This window comes from Desulfuromonas sp. TF (genome assembly GCF_000472285.1).
GTDB lineage: Bacteria > Desulfobacterota > Desulfuromonadia > Desulfuromonadales > ATBO01 > ATBO01.
Map to the genome: position 1 here is coordinate 274,600 of NZ_KI421424.1, position 15,764 is coordinate 290,363.

The window sequence follows — 15,764 nt, forward strand, 5'->3', positions numbered from 1 at the left end:
TTCTGGATTCACATCGCAGGGCCGGCTTATGGGCTTTATTTCGCCGCAGTCGGCCTTTCGCTTGCGACAATCGACATCCTTTTTCTCATCCTGCGTGAACAGGGTTGGAGCCGCGGCCTTGAGTGGTTGCAGGAGAAATGGACTCGCCCCCTTCTGCTCGCCCTTTCCCTCTTCTTTCTATGCCTGCCGATCATCGAAATGATCCTGTCGGGAGGCAGCTCTCTTGGGCAGATCCTGTGCGTTCCAGCCTGGCTTCTGCTGGCGGGAGGAGGATACATCCGCTACCGGCGCCCTTTACCGGATGTGGTCGCTCTGGGATTGATCATCACTTCGTGCTGCCTCCTTTTGTCGGTCCTGATCGGGCGTCTGCTCTTTGCGGGAGGGGACGGGGAGGGGAGTTTTTTTATTTTTGCCCTGCTTGTCCTGATGATTACGGGCGCAGGCGCCTTATGGCTGAGGACCCTCGCCGGAGATGCCACGGCCGCCAAGGAGTGGGCGCATGATTGAAACGGCCGAGGCGGTCAGTCGTCAGGTGGACATTCTGCGTTCGACCGGAGAATTGTCTCCGGCCGAGCTTGAAGCTATCGGGATACGTCTTCAGGAATATGCGGAGGAAGCCTCGAAGCCGGTGGTCGTACGTGTGCTCCTCGGCGTTGGGGCCTGGTGTGCCGCTGTCTTTGTGATGCTGTTCGTGCAGTTCATTCTGCAGGGAAAAGGTCTGCTGCCGTGCGGGCTGGCATGGCTGATGCTCGCGGTCGGTCTGTCCCGGACGGGCAAAGGGGTCTTTGCCTCACAAATGGCACTGGCGCTTGCCCTGGCCGGCGATATCGGAATCCTGACAGGCGTCGCCTCCGCCGTTCCGGGGGAGACTCTGGCCGTCATTGCGATCCTTCAGTTTTTTCTCAGTCTGATCCTTTATCCTCTGCTCCCCAGTTCCGTTTTCCGCTTCGCCGCCACGTTTTCCATGGCTGCCCTGGCCGCTGCATGGATGGTGGAGAAAGTCGTACTATGGCCTTTTCATCTTATGGTGGCGGCCGAGCTGATCCTGTTTATGACGCTGATTGTCCGGAAACGGCGGGCCCCCGCATATTTCCCCCTGGAGAAGGCTGTGGCTCTGCTCCTGCCCTTGACCCTCCTGGGTTTCGACCTCGCCCGGATGGTCCACCAGGCGTCTCCCCTTTTCCCCCCGTCGTGGCCTTCCGGTCTGCTTTTGTGCGGCGCCCTGGTCGTCATTCTCTTCCATCCGGCCATCGGCTTGCCCGTCCTGCCGGGGCCCTGGAAGATCGGGCTCCCTGCGGCCTGCGTGCTTCTCGGACTCTTCAGCTCACCCGGCTTGCCGGCGGCCTTGCTCCTGCTCATTCTCGGCAGAGCCCGCGGGGAACGCTACCTGACCGTGCTGGGATGGATTTTTCTTCCCGTCTTTCTCGGCTTCTATTATGACGGACTGGATATCGATCTCGCCAGAAAAGCCTGGGTGATTGCCGGCAGCGGTCTGCTTCTGCTCGGAGTGCGGCGGCTGGCGACCTTCCGACCCGGGGAGGAGATATGAGATCGTTGATCCTGTGGGGAACCCTTTTTCTGGTTCTGGGGACGGTCAACGGCCTCATCCTGGCGAAGGAGCGCACCCTGGACGAAGGAACCTCGATCCTTCTGCCTTTGGCTGAGGGAAGCCCCCGCTCGCAGATGAAGGGCGACTATCTGGACCTGCGGTACCGTCTCCCCCGGCAGGTGCATGCCGCCGCACTTGAAGGAAGGGGTCGTCTGGTGATTGCTCTTGACGGCAACGGAGTGGCGACCTTCCGACGTCCCCACCGGGGCGAGGAGCTGCGATCGGACGAACATCTTCTGTCCTATCGCAAACGCGGAGAATTGCGGCTGGGGGCGGAATCCTTCTTCCTGGGGCAAGGCAAAGCGGAGCAGTGTGCCGGGGCCCGTTTTGCCGAACTCAAGGTGGATCGGGAAGGGCGTAACGTGCTGGTGGGGCTGCGGAATGCGGATCTGAGGCGATTATGCGAGTAAACAGCATGCCATCGCCTGCCCCGAGAGGCCGGTTATGAGAATATCCTGGTGAGATTCCGGATCCGGGCCGACGCGCCTCAGGAAAAGATCGATGAGCTCGTGCAGCTGGCGCAGCAGTGCTCTCCCGTCTTCGACATCGTGACCAATCCGGTCCCGGTGCAGGTGAAGGCGGAAAAGATTCGGGAAGAGAGCCGCCTATTTTGGGTTCTGCCATTGAATGTTTCGATAAATCTGCTAATTGGTTTAAGTCGAAACCAACGCCGCAGGCAGCGGCGTGTGATGCCCCAATGGACCCCCGAAAAGGAGGAACGGATGAAAGGAAACGAGAAGGTCATTGAGCAGCTTAATCTGAGACTGAAAGAGGAACTGGCCGCCATCAACCAGTACTTTCTCCACGCCGAAATGTGTGAAAACTGGCGCTACGAGACCTTGAAGGAAGTGATCAAGAAGCGTTCCATCCAGGAGATGAAGCACGCCGAAAAACTCATCGAACGCATCCTCTTTCTGGAGGGTCGTCCCAATGTCAGCGAGCTCGGCAAGCTAGGTATCGGCGAGAGTGTGGAAAAGATCCATCAGCACGATCTGAATGCCGAAGCCGCCGCCATCACGGGATACAACGAGAGCATCCGCGTATCGATGGAAGCGGGAGACAACGGCACCAAGGAGCTGCTGGAATCGATCCTGCAGGAAGAGGAGGAGCACGTCGACTGGATCGAGGCGCAATTCGACCAGATCAAGCAGATGGGGATACAGATCTACCTCGGCGAGCAGATCAGCTGAGCGGACCTCCCTACCCCCTGGTTCATCATTAAACAAAAAAGGAAGGCGATTTTCGCCTTCCTTTTTTGTGATGGGGCGTATGCGTGGGCCTCTACGATTATTGAGGTTCTCTTCTGCCGGGAACTCCCGGCTCGGTCATCGGCCGCGGATCGAGAATATCTTCCAGTTCCTCCCGGGAAAGCACCTGCTCTGTCAAGGCCGTTTCCCGCACGGTTTTGCCCGATTCAAAGGCTTTCTTGGCGATCTGCGCCGCCCGGTCGTAGCCGATGGCCGGAGCCAGGGCGGTGGCCATGGCCAGGCTCTCCTCGACCAGTGCTTCGCAGCGTCGCCGGTCAGCCTCGAGGCCAAGGACGCATTTCTGTGTGAACTGGGTGACGGCGCGGGCGAGAATCTCGATCGACTGGAGCAGATTGTGGGCGATCAGAGGCATCATGACGTTGAGTTCGAAATTCCCCGAGAGCCCCCCCAGGGTCACCGCGGCGTCGTTGCCGACCACTTGGGCGCAGACCTGAATGAGGCTTTCGGCCATCACCGGATTGACCTTTCCCGGCATGATCGAACTGCCGGGCTGGACCGGGGGAAGGACCAGCTCGCCAAGGCCGCAGCGGGGACCGCTGCCTAGAAACCGGATGTCGTTGGCGATCTTGAACAGGGCGGCGGCGCACCCCTTCAACGTCCCGCTGGCGGCCACTGCGGCGTCCCGGGCGCCTTGGGCCTCGAAATGGTTCCTGGCCTCGCGCAGAGGCAGACCGGTCACTTCGGCAAGCCTCGTAATGACCGCGGCGGCGAAGCGGGGGTGGGTATTGAGGCCGGTCCCCAGCGCCGTTCCGCCGAGGGGAAGCTCAAAAAGCCCCTCCATGGACGTCTCCAGGCGCCGGATGGAGAGGGAGACCTGGCGAGCATAACCGGAGAAGATCTGCCCGAGGCGCACGGGGACGGCGTCCTGGAGGTGGGTGCGGCCGATGGTGACGATGTCGTCGAAGGCGAGCGCCTTCTCCCCCAAGGCCTCCTGCAGGGCGAACAGGGCCGGGACCAGGGTGTGCCGGATCTCTACGGCGGCGGCAAGGTGCAGGACCGTGGGAATGACGTCGTTGCTGGACTGCCCGAGGTTGACATGGTCGTTGGGGTGGACGGAACGGCCGCCCACGGCCTGATCGAGGAGCTGGGCGGCGCGGTTGGCGATCACCTCGTTGGCGTTCATGTTGGTGCTGGTGCCGGAGCCGGTCTGGAAGATGTCGAGGACGAAGTGATCGTCAAGTTTCCCCTCGATGACCTCCTCGGCGGCCTCCATGATCGCCATGGCGCGTTCCTTGTGCAACAGACCCAGTTCCATATTGACATGGGCGGCGTGCTCCTTTATCAATCCCAAGCCCCGGATGAAGGAGCGCGGAAAACGCTGGCCGGAGATGGGGAAATTGGCCAGAGCCCGGGCGGTCTGTGCGCCGTAGAGAGCCTGGGCGGGAATTTCCATCTCTCCCATGGAGTCTTTTTCGATGCGGGTATTCGACATGACATTCCTCTCAAAAGACGATCATGTTGGACTAAAGTATAAACATTCCGAGCTCTTTCGCGGCTGCAACTACTTGAGCATAGCAATTGGAGACCCTGTGTCAACATGAATCCTTAGAAGCCGTTTAGTGAAACTGATTTTATGCATCAATATTTTATTCTCGCTAACTTAACGCGCATGCGCTAGGATGTTGGAATGAGCAGCGCAGCCTTCATGTTGATACTTTTCTCCGCCCTGATGCATGCCTTGTGGAACCTGCTGGTCAAGCGCAGTCACGACAAGACGGTCTTCATCTGGTGGATGTTTCTTCTTTCAGGGGGGCTGTTCAACCTTCTGCTCCTGGTGCTCCCCGGAGCCTTCCCGCAGCCGACGGTCACGCTCCTGCTGCTGGCCGCAGCCGGGGGAACCTGCTTCGTTCTCTACCACCTTTTCACCGGCCGAGCCTATTGCAATGGCGATTTGTCCCTGACCTATCCCCTGGCGCAGACGGCCATACTCTATGTTCCGGTATGGGGAATATGGCTTCTGGGGGAAACCCTCTCATCCCCAGGCATCGCAGGCATTCTGCTGATCCTGACAGGGGCGTACTGTATTCAGCTGCGCCGCCTGACCTCCGACGAAATTCTACGCCCTTTCCGCAATCTGACCGATCCCTCGGTGCAGGCGGCGCTTGCCGCCGGCTTTCTCTACTCCATCGGAGCCGTCATCGACAAAACCGGAATCAGCTCCTATTCGCCCCTCTATTTTACCTACCTTCTGGTGATGGCCATGTTGCTGATCATGTCGCTCAATCTCCTGCGCCCACGCTATCGGGGCCGGATCCTGCAGGAGTGGCGACAGAATCGCACCCTGGTCATTCTTTCAGGCCCCGTCATGCTGGGCTCCTTTCTTTCTTTCCGCTATGCCCTGCAGATGGCGCCCATGAGTTATGCCGTCCCTGCACGCCAAGTCAGTCTCCTGATCGGTGTGTTGATCGGAATTCTCTTTCTCGGCGAAGCCTGCGGCCGGATCCGTGTCCTCGCCACCAGCCTCATCCTCGCAGGCGTTCTGCTGGTGCGCATCGGTTAAGATCCGCCTCCCCCCTCTCTGAGAGTTATCCTGGCCGGCTCCGGCTTTTTCCGTCCGTCCCACCAGAACCACAGCGCCGCTCCCCCTTGCAGCAGAAGGAGGAGCCCGAAAGCCGCACGGTAGCCGTTCGGATGGTAGCCGGTGGCCGTTTCCGGCCAGGCACTGATGAGGACCCCGATCCCCCACTGGACTGCGAAAGCCGCCAGGAAGACAGGCAGATTGAGTGCCGTATTGGCCCGGCCGGCGAGATGACGGGGAAAGGTTTGGGAGAGGATGGCGTAGGGGAGGATGGCTGAGGTCCCGCTGAGGCCGAAAAGAAACCAGAGAGGGATTGTCAGGGCATTCCATTGTCCCAGGAGCAGGAGTTGCACCGCCATGAAGGCGGTCATGCCGGCGGCGGCGACCCGGATCGGCGGCACGCCCCGCCGGCTCAGATGGTCCGTCAACGCACCGAAGGCAAAGAAACCGATAATCATCGCCGCGGCGACGAGCAGAAGCATCTCGGCGACCGTCGTTCGTTCCAGCCCGGCGACATCCCTCAGCCAGGGGCCGGACCACAGCCCCTGAATCGACAGATAGGTGGCCTGGGTCAGGATCGCCCAGGGCGCCAGGCGCCAGAAGGAGCGGCTGGTATAGATGGTGGCGACGCCGCGCAGCGCTTCGCCGAGGGTCTCGCCGCTGTGGTGATCGGGCCTCTCCGGGACGACCAGAAAAATGGCGAGGGCGGCAAGGAGAGTCAGCGCCGCCAGAATCAGGAAGACGCCCCTCCAGTCGGTGAGCCGAAGGGCGGCTTCCACCGGGGCCGTGGCGGTCAGGGCGCCGATGCCGCCCGAGACCATCTGAACGGAATTGGCCAGCGGCAGCCGCTCGGGAGGCAGCCAGGATGAAAAGGCCTTGAAGGCCGCCATCAGGCATGCCGAAACCCCGAGTCCGATGAGGGCCCTGCCGATAACCAGTCCGGTCACCCCTTCGGCCCGGGCGAAGACCAGGGCGCCGGCGGCGGCGACCACAAGCAGGCTCGCCTCCACCCGCCGCGGACCGAAGCGGTCGAGCAGAACGCCGAGGGGGAGCTGAAAGGCGGCGAAGGTGAGGAAGTAGGCGGAGGTCAGCAGGCCGAGGGCGGCCGGGTCCAGTCCGGCGTCGGCCGCAAGGTCGGGGGCGATGACAGCATTGACCGTGCGGAAAAGGTAGGAGAGGAAATAGCCGAAAGCGAAGGGGATGAAGACGCGGAGGAGTCTGGCTGCGGTTATCGGCATGGGCACGATCCTTGACGGTAGATTTTATGGCAAATTATGACGCCGGCTCTGCGAGCAATAACCGGTTTTTAGGGGTGATGTCCACTGGAATGGTTTGTGTGTAAACCTTGTAGCCTTGAGAGCGCAGCCGTGCCGCCCGGGTGGCATCCACCGCCATCGGGCCGCCCATCCACCCCTGCAGGCCTCCCGTATCCCCCTCGTCCAGGTTGTGGCAGCACGGCAGCACTGCGACCCGGGCACCGGAGTCTATCGCCCTGTCCAGAACAAGGTCAGTCAGCTTTCCGCAGGCATGAACGGAAACAACGAGGTCGTTCGGGGTAAGGGGAATCTGCTCGATTCCTCTCTGCTCAAACCGGACACGCCCGCGTAGACGGGGCCATGTCTCTTCCAGGGCTGCGGCCAGCGCAGCTGCGCTTTCAGGGACGTGCAGGTCGACAGCCAGCGCCTCCGGGGAGCTGTCGTCGAGAAGCAACAGGGTGTAGGCCAGAAGGCCGTGCCCGCAAGCCATATCGACCACCCGCCCTCCTCGGAAACGGCGCCGCACCCTGCGGGCCGTCTCCCAGGCCTCGAAGAGCTCTTTTCGCGGCAGACACCCGGCATGGCAGACGGACCGGCCGAGGCGTTCGAACAGGGTGTCTCCGCCAAATCGGGAGAGGTGGCGGTCGTTGAGGCGATTGCGGGAGGATCGGTCCACGGCACCTACTCAGACTTCTTGAACCGGTCGGCGAGGGCGGCGAAGGGGGAGTGGGCCAGCGAGGGTCGGTCCCGGCGATCGGCTGGGGCGTCTTCGCTGCGCTGCTCCTGCACGCCGCGGGTATGCTCGTGGTCGTGGCAGTAGAGACACAGCAGTTCCCAGTTGCTGCCGTCGGGCGGATTGTTGTCATGGTTGTGATCCCTGTGGTGCACCGTCAGTTCGCGCAGTTTTTTTCCTTCGAATTCGCGGGTGCAGCGGCCGCAGACGTGGGGGAAGAGTTTCAACGCCTTCTCCCGGTATCCGGCCTGGCGCCTCTGCTCTTCCTTGCGCATCTCCGCGACGATCTGGTCATGTCGTGTGGCATCGGAATCGGTCATGATAACTCCTGGATCCTGTTCAGATTGGAACTTCGGGTTCGCAGTTGCGGGGCCTTTCCATTTTTTTCATCACAGGGAGCTACTTTATCAGATGTCGGTGCCAAGATGGAGCTCTTTTTAATCATACTACCCCTTTCACGCTGATGAAGCCGAATCTCGAACCATAGTCCATCACCTGAAAAAAGTTAGCTTCTTATACATGAGATGGGTTAGACTGGAACATTATTCGGAATCCTCAACTCCGCTCTATCCGCCATCCCTTCAGAGCACTTTACATACAGGCTTTTTAATGACTGAAGAAACCATACCCAGTTTCGCCCAACTGTCGCTCGCCCCTGCCATCTACAAGGTCATCGACGAGGTCGGCTACGAGGTCCCCTCACCGATCCAGGCCCAGAGCATACCCCCCCTTCTTGCGGGCCGGGACCTGCTCGGCCAGGCCCAGACAGGCACCGGCAAGACCGCCGCCTTTTCCCTGCCTCTGCTCAGCCGCCTCGATCCCTCGCTGAAATACCCGCAGATCCTGGTGCTGACCCCCACCCGCGAGCTGGCACTGCAGGTCGCTGAGGCGATGCAGACCTATGCCCGCCACCTTCCCGGCTTCCAGGTGCTGCCCGTTTACGGCGGCCAGAACATGCTTCAGCAGCTGCGCCAGTTGCAGCGCGGCGTGCAGGCTGTGGTCGGCACCCCGGGGCGCATCCAGGACCACCTGCGCCGCGGCACACTGAGACTCGACCGCCTCTCCTGCGTCGTGGTGGACGAGGCCGACGAAATGCTCAAAATGGGCTTCATCGATGATGTGGAGCAGATCCTCGAGCATACTCCGGTGGGGAAGCAGACCGCTCTCTTCAGCGCCACCATGCCGAAGGAGGTTCTTCAGATTGCCAGGCGCCACCTGAAGGATCCGGTCGAGATCCGCATCAAGAGCAAGACCTCCACTGTCGAAACCATCTCCCAGTGGTTCTGGCAAGTCAAGGGGCTGCACAAGCTCGATGCCCTGACCCGGATCCTGGAGGCCGAAGAGATCGACGCCATGCTCGTCTTCGCCCGCACCAAGACCGCCACCGTGGAGCTTGCCGAGAAGCTCGAGGCCCGGGGCTTCTCCTGCGCCCCCCTGAACGGCGACATGACCCAGGCGCTTCGGGAGAAGACGATCGAGCGGCTCAAGAACGGCTCTCTCGATATCGTCGTCGCCACCGATGTTGCCGCCCGCGGCCTGGATGTGAAGCGGATCAGCCATGTGGTCAACTACGACATCCCCTACGACACCGAGGCCTACATTCATCGCATCGGACGCACCGGGCGGGCGGGGCGTGAGGGGAAGGCGATCCTCTTCGTCGCCCCGCGGGAGCGGCGGATGCTTTATGCCATCGAGCAGGCCACCCGCCAGCCGATCAAGGCGATGAGCCTGCCGAGCCGCAAAGACATTACCGACCGCCGCATTGGTCTCTTCAAAGAGCAGATCGCCGAAGCGATGGAAGCTCAGGACCTGGAATTTTTCGAGGAGTTCATCGACAGCTACCAGGACGAGTACGATGTCGGCTTCAGACGTATCGCCGCCACTCTCGTTTACCTGTTGCAGAAGGAAAAGCCTCTGCAGCACGAAGGGCCTGTCGAAGCTCCGGAGGTGGAGGAGGCGCCGGCCCCCCGCTCTGCGAAATCCGCCGGTGGCGCCGGGATGCGGCGCTACCGCATCGAGGTCGGCCGCGTCCACGGCGTGGAGCCGAGGCATATTGTCGGCGCCATCACGAACGAAGCCCAGATCAGCAGCGGCGCCATCGGCGCCATCAAGCTCTTTCATGAATTCAGCCTCGTTGACCTGCCGCAGAAGATGCCGCAGGAAACCTTCAGCCTCCTCCAGGACGTCTGGGTCTGCGGCCAGCAGCTCAAGCTCAGCGTCGATACCGGACCGGGCGAGGCGCGCCAGGAGAAACATCCCGGGAAGCGGACCTTCGGCAAGGGGGGAGGGCAGCCGCGGTTCAAGCCCGGCGGCAGAAAGCCGCCCCATACCCGGCGGGGGAAGTGACTCCCTTGAACGCCCGCCCACGATCTTTTATACTCACGCGATAGATACACTTTAAAGCTGTTGGAGAACAGAAAATGGAACTCGACCTGGACTTGCTGGATGATCTGATCAACAACCGAATCGATGAGATCGAAAAGAGTGTTGCCGGGACAGGCTATCTGGCCAGAACAGTCATCGGCGTCGGCACCTTTCTGCTCGATAACGAAGGGAATGTCGATCTGTTGACCTCCAAGCAAAAGGTCACCTTCGAAAGGTTTCTCAAGCCGCTTCTGGAAGAGAAGTAAGGCCATGAAAAATCTTGCCAATTTTTTCTTCGAAGTCGGCATGCTGAAGCGGACCCCGCGAACAGGCTTTCAGTTTCTCGGGTCGGGAGCCGAATCGGTGGCGGAGCATTCCTTCCGAACGGCGATCATCGGCTACACCCTGGCGCGTATGGACGGGGAAATCGATGTGGGGCGGGTGGTGCAGCTCTGCCTCTTCCATGACATCCCCGAAGCTCGCACAGGGGACCTCAATTACGTCAACAAGAAATATGTGACCGTTGACGAACAAAGGGCCGTTCAGGACCTGGCCCGTACCCTTCCTTTTGGCGCCGATTACCAGCTGATGATCGAGGAGTTCGCCGCCGGGCAGAGCCGCGAGGCGCTCATCGCTCACGATGCCGACCAGTTGGAGATGATCCTCGCCCTAAAGGAATACAAGGATCTTGGCAATCGCTACGCCGACGAGTGGTACCCGTTCGCCATGCGCAGGCTCCGGACCGAATCGGCCCGCCGCCTGGCGGAGACCGTCTGGGAGACCGACTCCACCCGCTGGTGGTTCGACGAGGACAGCGAATGGTGGGTCAAGGGCAAGAGGAGTGAGTGATCAGGAATCAGGCTGCGGGACTCGGGGCTTGACGACCTGCGGAAGAAGTGTTAAAAAGCCAATCTTATTAAAAAGCGTGTAAAGATTTGTCAGTTATGCTCTTTCGGGTTTTGCGCCCCACCCTCACGTCTCACGGAATGACCAATGCTCGACATCAAATATCTTCGCGACAATCTGGATGAGGCGCAACGCCGCCTTGCTGCCCGCGGCGGTGCGGTGGATCTGACCGCCTTCGGCGAGCTCGACGGGCGCCGGCGGGGACTTCTCGGCGAGTCGGAGACGCTCAAGGCGGAGAAGAACCGGGTTTCGGCCCTGATCGGCAGGACCAGGGACAAGAGCGAGGTGCGGGACGAAATCGCCCGGATGAAGGAAGTTTCCTCCCGGATCAAAGATCTGGACGAGGAGCTCAAGACGGTCGAGGAGCAGCTGCAGACGTTTTTGATGGTGATCCCCAATATTCCTCACGAAGAGTGCCCTGTGGGCGCCTCCGAGGAGGACAACCGCGAGGTGCGCCGCTGGGGAAATATCCGCGATTTCGATTTTAAGCCGAAGGCCCACTGGGATCTCGGCGAAGACCTCGGTATTCTGGACTTTGAACGCGCCGCGAAGCTCTCCGGCGCCCGCTTTGTCATCTACCGTGGGGCCGGGGCGCGGCTCGAGCGGGCGCTGATCAACTTCATGCTCGACCTGCACACCGGCGAACACAAATATATTGAAATATTGCCTCCCTTTATGGTAAACAGGGAGTCCATGACGGGGACCGGACAGCTCCCCAAGTTCGAGGACGATCTTTTCCATACCGAGGGAGTGGACCTCTTCCTGATCCCCACCGCCGAGGTTCCGGTGACCAATATCCACCGGAATGAGATCCTCTCCGCGGCGGAGTTACCGCTGTGCTACACGGCCTATACCCCCTGCTTCCGCAAGGAGGCCGGCTCCCATGGCCGGGACACCCGGGGATTGATACGCCAGCATCAGTTCAACAAGGTGGAGTTGGTCAAATTCGTGCGGCCGGAGCATTCGGATTCGGAACTTGATGGGCTGCTCGGTGATGCCGAAGAGGTCCTCCGACGTCTGGAGCTTCCCTACCGGGTTGTCGACCTTTGCACGGGTGATCTGGGGTTTTCCGCAGCCCGAACCTACGATATCGAGGTCTGGCTTCCTGCACAGGGTCTTTTCCGGGAGATTTCATCCTGCTCGAATTTTCGGGACTTCCAATCCCGCCGGGCCGGCATCCGGTTCCGCCGGGAAGAAGGGGCAAAGCCCGAACTGGTTCATACCCTGAACGGCTCCGGACTGGCCGTCGGACGTACCTTGGTGGCCATCCTCGAGAACTACCAGCAGGCGGACGGCTCGATCGTCGTTCCGAACGCCCTGCGTCCCTACATGGGGGGGATGGAGCGGATCAGCGGCTAGGACAGATATCCATGGAGGAGTGGCCGAGTGGCTTAAGGCGGCGGTCTTGAAAACCGTTGTGCGAAAGCACCGTGGGTTCGAATCCTACCTCCTCCGCCAGAATTTCAACGCACGATCTTGGCGGCGACCCGGGAAAAGAGATTAGAAGACGTAATATTTCATACGGAGAGGTGGCCGAGTCGGCTGAAGGCGCTCGCCTGCTAAGCGAGTGTACGGGGAAACCTGTACCGAGGGTTCGAATCCCTCCCTCTCCGCCATTTTACATTCAGAGCGGTAAACGGATGTCCTGGTTTTTGCGGTTACCGGTCATTGTCCTTGTCACCCTGCTGTCTGGCGCTGTCGGGTGTGACCGCAGGGAAGAGCAGGCCGTGGTCAAGCCGACGGCTCCGGTCCAGAGAAAACTCACCGAGGTCGTTATTCCTGAAGAAGTGAAGGGGCAGTGGAAGTCGGTCCGAATCGCCATAACCGATCAGGACGCGGGGGAGCGGGACATCTACACCGTGGAGATCGGATCAACATTCACGGTGGAGAATACACAACTCACCATCGATGTTTTAAATTTCCTGCCCGCCTTCGTCATGGACGGCACGAGGATGACCTCGGCCAGCAATAAAACCAGTAATCCTGCCGCTCAGATCGTGATCAGAGAAGAGGGGGAGGAGGTCTTCAGGGGTTGGCTTTTCAGTCTCTACCCGGGGGTCCATTCTTTCAAGCATTCCCGGTACAGTTTTGCACTGGTTGATTTCATACCGACCGAGAAAAAAAGGGTTGACAAAAAGAGCTGAGTCGGCAAATATATGCGTCCTGATGTGCGCCACTAGCTCAGCTGGATAGAGCGTCTGACTACGGATCAGAAGGCCGGGAGTTCGAATCTCTCGTGGCGCGCCACTAAATGCAAGGCCCCCGCACTCTCCAGTGCGGGGGCTTTTTGATTACCGGCTTCCACCACACCAGGACGCACATCCTCTCTTGTTTTTATCCCCGGATCGTGGTAAAAGTTCTCTGCCTCGGGAGGCGGAAGCAGGGGACAAGGGACGTGGGTGGAGCACATTGACAGTCAGGATCAGACCTTCATGGCGGCAGCCTTGGAAGAGGCTCGAATCGCGGAGGCTCTGGGAGAGGTTCCCATCGGTGCGGTGGTGGTGCACGGAGGTGCGGTCATCGGCCGCGGCCACAACCTGCGGGAGTCGAGCAACGACCCGACCACCCACGCCGAAATGATTGCCATCCGCCAGGCGGCAGTGGCGCTCGATTCCTGGCGTCTTCTAGACAGCACCATCTATGTCACCCTCGAGCCGTGCGTCATGTGCATGGGGGCCATTATCCTGGCCAGAATCCCCCGTTTGGTTTACGCCTGCCGGGATCCCCGGGCCGGAGCCGCCGGTTCCATCTATGATTTCTCCCGGGACGAGCGTTTCAACCACCGGGTTGCAGTCGACGAGGGGGTGCTGGGGCATGAATGCAGTGAGATATTGAGCGGTTTTTTCCGCGAGTTGCGGGCACAGAGGAAATCCCGAATATAAGACTTGCGGAGGGGTGTCCGAGAGGTCGAAGGTGACAGACTCGAAATCTGTTGTACCGCAAGGTACCGTGGGTTCGAATCCCACCCCCTCCGCCAGATAAAAACAAGGGCTCAGCCGGAAGCGGCTGGGCTCTTTGTTTTTTGGTCGTCCTTGCAGTGAGACCGGAGTCGGAGGCGATGAGCGATGACGCAAATGGATTGGAATTATGTCTCTAGTGTGTAGAGTCCTGCGTTACGTTGTTTGTGCAACATCCGGGAATTTCTCCCGATCGCCCCAAGGGGCTTCACCGCTGTCACATGGTTGTCAAGGTGAAGCATCCGCGGATCGCTTCGATGTCCCCGGCCGAAAGGCCGTGACCCCGATAATGCTCCTCCCAGCGCGTGACGCACGAGCGCATTTCGGCCACCACCTGCTCTGCCTCCTCCCTGCCCAGTCCGAATCGCGGAGACATGCTGAGGGCGTTCTTCAGCGATCCTTCCCGGCCCCGCTCCCCCAGCGCCATGCACAGTGAGAACTCCGTCCCCACGCCGGGACGGGTCGGGTTCGGCACTATGTCGTAGGCCGGAGAGAGCGCCAGCCCTTTTTCTCCCCGGACAAACCCGTGGTTGCGGGGATGATCGTCCGTGTTGCGGCACAGGACGTTGAATACCATTCTTCTGAAGAGTTCGTGGAGTTGAGCTGGTTGGGCCAGGATGGCGGCGCGCATCCGGTCGGCGAGTGCCTGATAGCTCCAGTCGGGCCGGTCCCATTCATCCCATTCCATCAGGGAGAGGGCGCTCAGAAAGCCGAAGCGCAGGTAGCCGGTCGTCGACTTTTCCCGGTCGAAGCGCCGGATCAGCAGGACGTCCTTGCCACCAGCCTGTATCAGGTGCGTTGCCGGCACGGTGATGCCGCAGGCCCGGGCCAGGTCCAGGGTCGCATATTCCAGGCGGGGAAAGTTGACGGTGTCCCCCCGCGCCGGGAACTTGGCGATCCAGAGGGCGTCCTCCAGCTCCACCGTGCATTTCGGCCGGGCGCCGCCGACGCTGGTGCCCTGTTCCAGCAGGCGCAGCAGTTCCTGGCTGACCTGCTCCCCCGCCTGCAGCAAAGATGCCGCCTCAAGCAGCTCATCGAGCGCCTGGAAGGCAGGAGGGGCCATTGGCGGCTCTCCCTGCTCAAGATCCTCGCGGAAGTCGAGGTTGCCGACCCGGGAGGCGTTGGCCTGCAGGAGGTAATCCATCTCCGTCAGGGCCTCGGGGGCGGACTTCAACCCGGCGGCCATGACCAGGCGGCCCCAGTAGTCGGGGGAGGCGTCGCGGAACGCCCCGTACAGGCCGCCATTGGCCGAGACATCCCGGGGCGTACTCCCCAAGGGCAGGGCGACTGGGTCCACCGGCAGTGCGTTGGGACGTTCCAGGTAGCGGCGGCCGTAGGCGAAGCGCCCGATGCGGTCGTCGGGATAATGGGTGAACACTCCGGCCGGAACGGCGGTGGTCTCATCCGGCAGGTAGATGAAGACGTAGGATTTTCGTTCGGTCGCCATCAGAAGTCCAGTTCATCGGCCGGGGTTTTTTTCTTCCGCACCCGCCGGGGAAGGCGCTGCTTTTCATGGAAGAGCCCCACCGTGTCCTTGTCCGGGGCGGCGATCTGCGTCAGATCCTCGACCATGTCCAGAGCATGGAGCGCCGCCGCCAGGACGGCGAGGCTGACGGAGGGGTCCCCGGACTCCAGGCGGGAAAGTGTCTTGCGGGTGACCAGCATGGCGCCGGACATCTCCTCCAGGGTCCAGCCCCGCCGTTTTCTGGCCGTCTGGATGTGAGTGCCGACCGCCTTTACGGCGCGTTGAGGAGTGGATGGGAGACCTTCGCTCCCGAGGGTTTTTCGAGCCATATAATGCCCCCAATAACCATTTTGTGGGTATTATATAGCACAAAATTATTCAGGTCAAGTCTTTCCCGGCAGCGGAAAGAGGTTATGGGCCGATCATCCGGGCTGAGAGGTCTCCCGGCATGTCGGCCGCCTTGGTCTGCCGCCAAAACTTTCCTGGGAGAGGCGGATCTGGCGGGGAAATGCTAGGAATGGAGGCAGGAGTGCTCCTTTTAGGGATGCCGCAACCTGTTGATTCAACAGGTACTTCTTGCGAATCATCTGCTTTGGAGAGTGGCCGCGTTGGGGGTTCGAATACTACCCCCTCTGCCAGATAAAGCCAAAAGGCCCAGCCGCTTTCGGCTGGGCCTTTTGGCTTGCAG

Annotated in this window: 16 protein-coding genes, 4 tRNA genes and 1 pseudogene; 15 read left to right on the top strand and 6 right to left on the bottom strand. The window is 60.7% G+C overall.

Annotated features, from left to right (window positions below; translation table 11 throughout):
- The 4 genes and pseudogenes from DTF_RS26715 to bfr all read left to right on the top strand — a co-directional run.
- Positions 1-507: pseudogene (locus DTF_RS26715) on the top strand (hypothetical protein); the annotation flags it as partial.
- Entirely contained in the window at positions 500-1,549 is a 1,050-nt protein-coding gene (locus DTF_RS0117575) for a DUF4401 domain-containing protein (protein ID WP_027716388.1), read from the top strand. The pseudogene DTF_RS26715 and the gene DTF_RS0117575, both read left to right, overlap by 8 nt.
- A complete protein-coding gene (locus tag DTF_RS0117580; RefSeq protein ID WP_027716389.1) occupies positions 1,546-2,019 on the top strand; it encodes a GDYXXLXY domain-containing protein in 474 nt (157 codons plus the stop codon). The genes DTF_RS0117575 and DTF_RS0117580 overlap by 4 nt, the downstream gene beginning before the upstream one ends.
- Before the next feature lie 312 nt (positions 2,020-2,331).
- Positions 2,332-2,799, top strand: coding sequence for a bacterioferritin (gene bfr / locus DTF_RS27860; protein WP_027716390.1), 468 nt, complete (start codon positions 2,332-2,334; stop codon positions 2,797-2,799).
- Between the two features lie 97 nt (positions 2,800-2,896).
- Here the strand turns inward: bfr and DTF_RS0117590 are convergent, their stop codons facing one another.
- Positions 2,897-4,309 carry an aspartate ammonia-lyase gene (locus DTF_RS0117590; RefSeq protein WP_027716391.1) on the bottom strand — a complete coding sequence of 471 codons (1,413 nt, stop codon included), beginning with the start codon at positions 4,307-4,309 and terminating at the stop codon, positions 2,897-2,899.
- Between the two features lie 195 nt (positions 4,310-4,504).
- Here DTF_RS0117590 and DTF_RS0117595 point away from each other — a divergent pair, with 195 nt between their 5' ends.
- Entirely contained in the window at positions 4,505-5,377 is an 873-nt protein-coding gene (locus tag DTF_RS0117595) for an EamA family transporter (protein ID WP_027716392.1), read from the top strand.
- Here DTF_RS0117595 and DTF_RS24275 read toward each other — a convergent pair.
- Genes DTF_RS24275 through DTF_RS0117610 form a run of 3 tightly spaced genes read right to left on the bottom strand, consistent with a single transcriptional unit; the run spans position 5,374 to position 7,704 of the window.
- Positions 5,374-6,633 (bottom strand): MFS transporter, encoded by a 1,260-nt coding sequence (locus DTF_RS24275; RefSeq protein WP_081703063.1) that lies wholly within the window; start codon positions 6,631-6,633, stop codon positions 5,374-5,376. The genes DTF_RS0117595 and DTF_RS24275 overlap by 4 nt on opposite strands.
- Before the next feature lie 34 nt (positions 6,634-6,667).
- On the bottom strand, positions 6,668-7,327 hold the full coding sequence (locus DTF_RS0117605; protein ID WP_027716393.1) for a methyltransferase: 660 nt from the start codon (positions 7,325-7,327) through the stop codon (positions 6,668-6,670).
- 5 nt (positions 7,328-7,332) lie between these two features.
- On the bottom strand, positions 7,333-7,704 hold the full coding sequence (locus DTF_RS0117610) for a YajD family HNH nuclease (protein WP_027716394.1): 372 nt from the start codon (positions 7,702-7,704) through the stop codon (positions 7,333-7,335).
- A gap of 289 nt (positions 7,705-7,993) precedes the next feature.
- On the opposite strand from DTF_RS0117610, the gene DTF_RS24280 reads away from it, so the two are divergent.
- The 10 genes from DTF_RS24280 to DTF_RS0117660 all read left to right on the top strand — a co-directional run bounded on the left by DTF_RS24280 (position 7,994) and on the right by DTF_RS0117660 (position 13,631).
- Complete coding sequence (locus tag DTF_RS24280) at positions 7,994-9,730, top strand: DEAD/DEAH box helicase (RefSeq protein WP_035057832.1); 1,737 nt, start codon at positions 7,994-7,996, stop codon at positions 9,728-9,730.
- 74 nt (positions 9,731-9,804) lie between these two features.
- The gene (locus DTF_RS0117620) at positions 9,805-10,014 is read left to right on the top strand and encodes a hypothetical protein (protein ID WP_027716395.1); all 210 of its coding nucleotides are present in this window, start codon (positions 9,805-9,807) and stop codon (positions 10,012-10,014) included.
- A 4-nt stretch (positions 10,015-10,018) separates the two neighbouring features.
- On the top strand, positions 10,019-10,597 hold the full coding sequence (locus DTF_RS0117625; protein ID WP_027716396.1) for an HD domain-containing protein: 579 nt from the start codon (positions 10,019-10,021) through the stop codon (positions 10,595-10,597).
- 144 nt (positions 10,598-10,741) lie between these two features.
- Positions 10,742-12,013 carry a serine--tRNA ligase gene (gene serS, locus DTF_RS0117630; protein ID WP_027716397.1) on the top strand — a complete coding sequence of 424 codons (1,272 nt, stop codon included), beginning with the start codon at positions 10,742-10,744 and terminating at the stop codon, positions 12,011-12,013.
- A 13-nt stretch (positions 12,014-12,026) separates the two neighbouring features.
- Positions 12,027-12,112: transfer RNA gene (locus tag DTF_RS0117635), tRNA-Ser, on the top strand.
- A gap of 65 nt (positions 12,113-12,177) precedes the next feature.
- Positions 12,178-12,270: transfer RNA gene (locus DTF_RS0117640), tRNA-Ser, on the top strand.
- A gap of 24 nt (positions 12,271-12,294) precedes the next feature.
- Positions 12,295-12,798, top strand: a complete 504-nt coding sequence (locus DTF_RS0117645) for a DUF2155 domain-containing protein (protein WP_027716398.1) — start codon at positions 12,295-12,297, stop codon at positions 12,796-12,798.
- Between the two features lie 26 nt (positions 12,799-12,824).
- Positions 12,825-12,901 (top strand) — tRNA-Arg (locus DTF_RS0117650).
- Positions 12,902-13,062: 161 nt separating this feature from the next.
- Positions 13,063-13,536 (top strand): tRNA adenosine(34) deaminase TadA, encoded by a 474-nt coding sequence (gene tadA / locus DTF_RS0117655; RefSeq protein WP_369798629.1) that lies wholly within the window; start codon positions 13,063-13,065, stop codon positions 13,534-13,536.
- A 7-nt stretch (positions 13,537-13,543) separates the two neighbouring features.
- Positions 13,544-13,631: transfer RNA gene (locus tag DTF_RS0117660), tRNA-Ser, on the top strand.
- 197 nt (positions 13,632-13,828) lie between these two features.
- Here the strand turns inward: DTF_RS0117660 and DTF_RS0117665 are convergent.
- Both DTF_RS0117665 and DTF_RS0117670 read right to left on the bottom strand, forming a co-directional pair.
- Complete coding sequence (locus DTF_RS0117665; protein ID WP_027716400.1) at positions 13,829-15,058, bottom strand: type II toxin-antitoxin system HipA family toxin; 1,230 nt, start codon at positions 15,056-15,058, stop codon at positions 13,829-13,831.
- On the bottom strand, positions 15,058-15,405 hold the full coding sequence (locus DTF_RS0117670; protein ID WP_027716401.1) for a helix-turn-helix domain-containing protein: 348 nt from the start codon (positions 15,403-15,405) through the stop codon (positions 15,058-15,060). The genes DTF_RS0117665 and DTF_RS0117670 overlap by 1 nt, the downstream gene beginning before the upstream one ends.
- Positions 15,406-15,764 lie beyond the last annotated feature (359 nt).

What these genes read in the sequence shown, in the direction of transcription:
- DTF_RS0117575 (WP_027716388.1), top strand. Translation starts at nt 500, where the DNA reads ATGATTGAAACGGCCGAGGCGGTCAGTCGTCAGGTGGACATTCTGCGT.
- DTF_RS0117580 (WP_027716389.1), top strand. Translation starts at nt 1,546, where the DNA reads ATGAGATCGTTGATCCTGTGGGGAACCCTTTTTCTGGTTCTGGGGACG.
- bfr (WP_027716390.1), top strand. Translation starts at nt 2,332, where the DNA reads ATGAAAGGAAACGAGAAGGTCATTGAGCAGCTTAATCTGAGACTGAAA.
- DTF_RS0117590 (WP_027716391.1), bottom strand. Translation starts at nt 4,309, where the DNA reads ATGTCGAATACCCGCATCGAAAAAGACTCCATGGGAGAGATGGAAATT.
- DTF_RS0117595 (WP_027716392.1), top strand. Translation starts at nt 4,505, where the DNA reads ATGAGCAGCGCAGCCTTCATGTTGATACTTTTCTCCGCCCTGATGCAT.
- DTF_RS24275 (WP_081703063.1), bottom strand. Translation starts at nt 6,633, where the DNA reads ATGCCGATAACCGCAGCCAGACTCCTCCGCGTCTTCATCCCCTTCGCT.
- DTF_RS0117610 (WP_027716394.1), bottom strand. Translation starts at nt 7,704, where the DNA reads ATGACCGATTCCGATGCCACACGACATGACCAGATCGTCGCGGAGATG.
- DTF_RS24280 (WP_035057832.1), top strand. Translation starts at nt 7,994, where the DNA reads ATGACTGAAGAAACCATACCCAGTTTCGCCCAACTGTCGCTCGCCCCT.
- DTF_RS0117620 (WP_027716395.1), top strand. Translation starts at nt 9,805, where the DNA reads ATGGAACTCGACCTGGACTTGCTGGATGATCTGATCAACAACCGAATC.
- DTF_RS0117625 (WP_027716396.1), top strand. Translation starts at nt 10,019, where the DNA reads ATGAAAAATCTTGCCAATTTTTTCTTCGAAGTCGGCATGCTGAAGCGG.
- serS (WP_027716397.1), top strand. Translation starts at nt 10,742, where the DNA reads ATGCTCGACATCAAATATCTTCGCGACAATCTGGATGAGGCGCAACGC.
- DTF_RS0117645 (WP_027716398.1), top strand. Translation starts at nt 12,295, where the DNA reads ATGTCCTGGTTTTTGCGGTTACCGGTCATTGTCCTTGTCACCCTGCTG.
- DTF_RS0117665 (WP_027716400.1), bottom strand. Translation starts at nt 15,058, where the DNA reads ATGGCGACCGAACGAAAATCCTACGTCTTCATCTACCTGCCGGATGAG.
- DTF_RS0117670 (WP_027716401.1), bottom strand. Translation starts at nt 15,405, where the DNA reads ATGGCTCGAAAAACCCTCGGGAGCGAAGGTCTCCCATCCACTCCTCAA.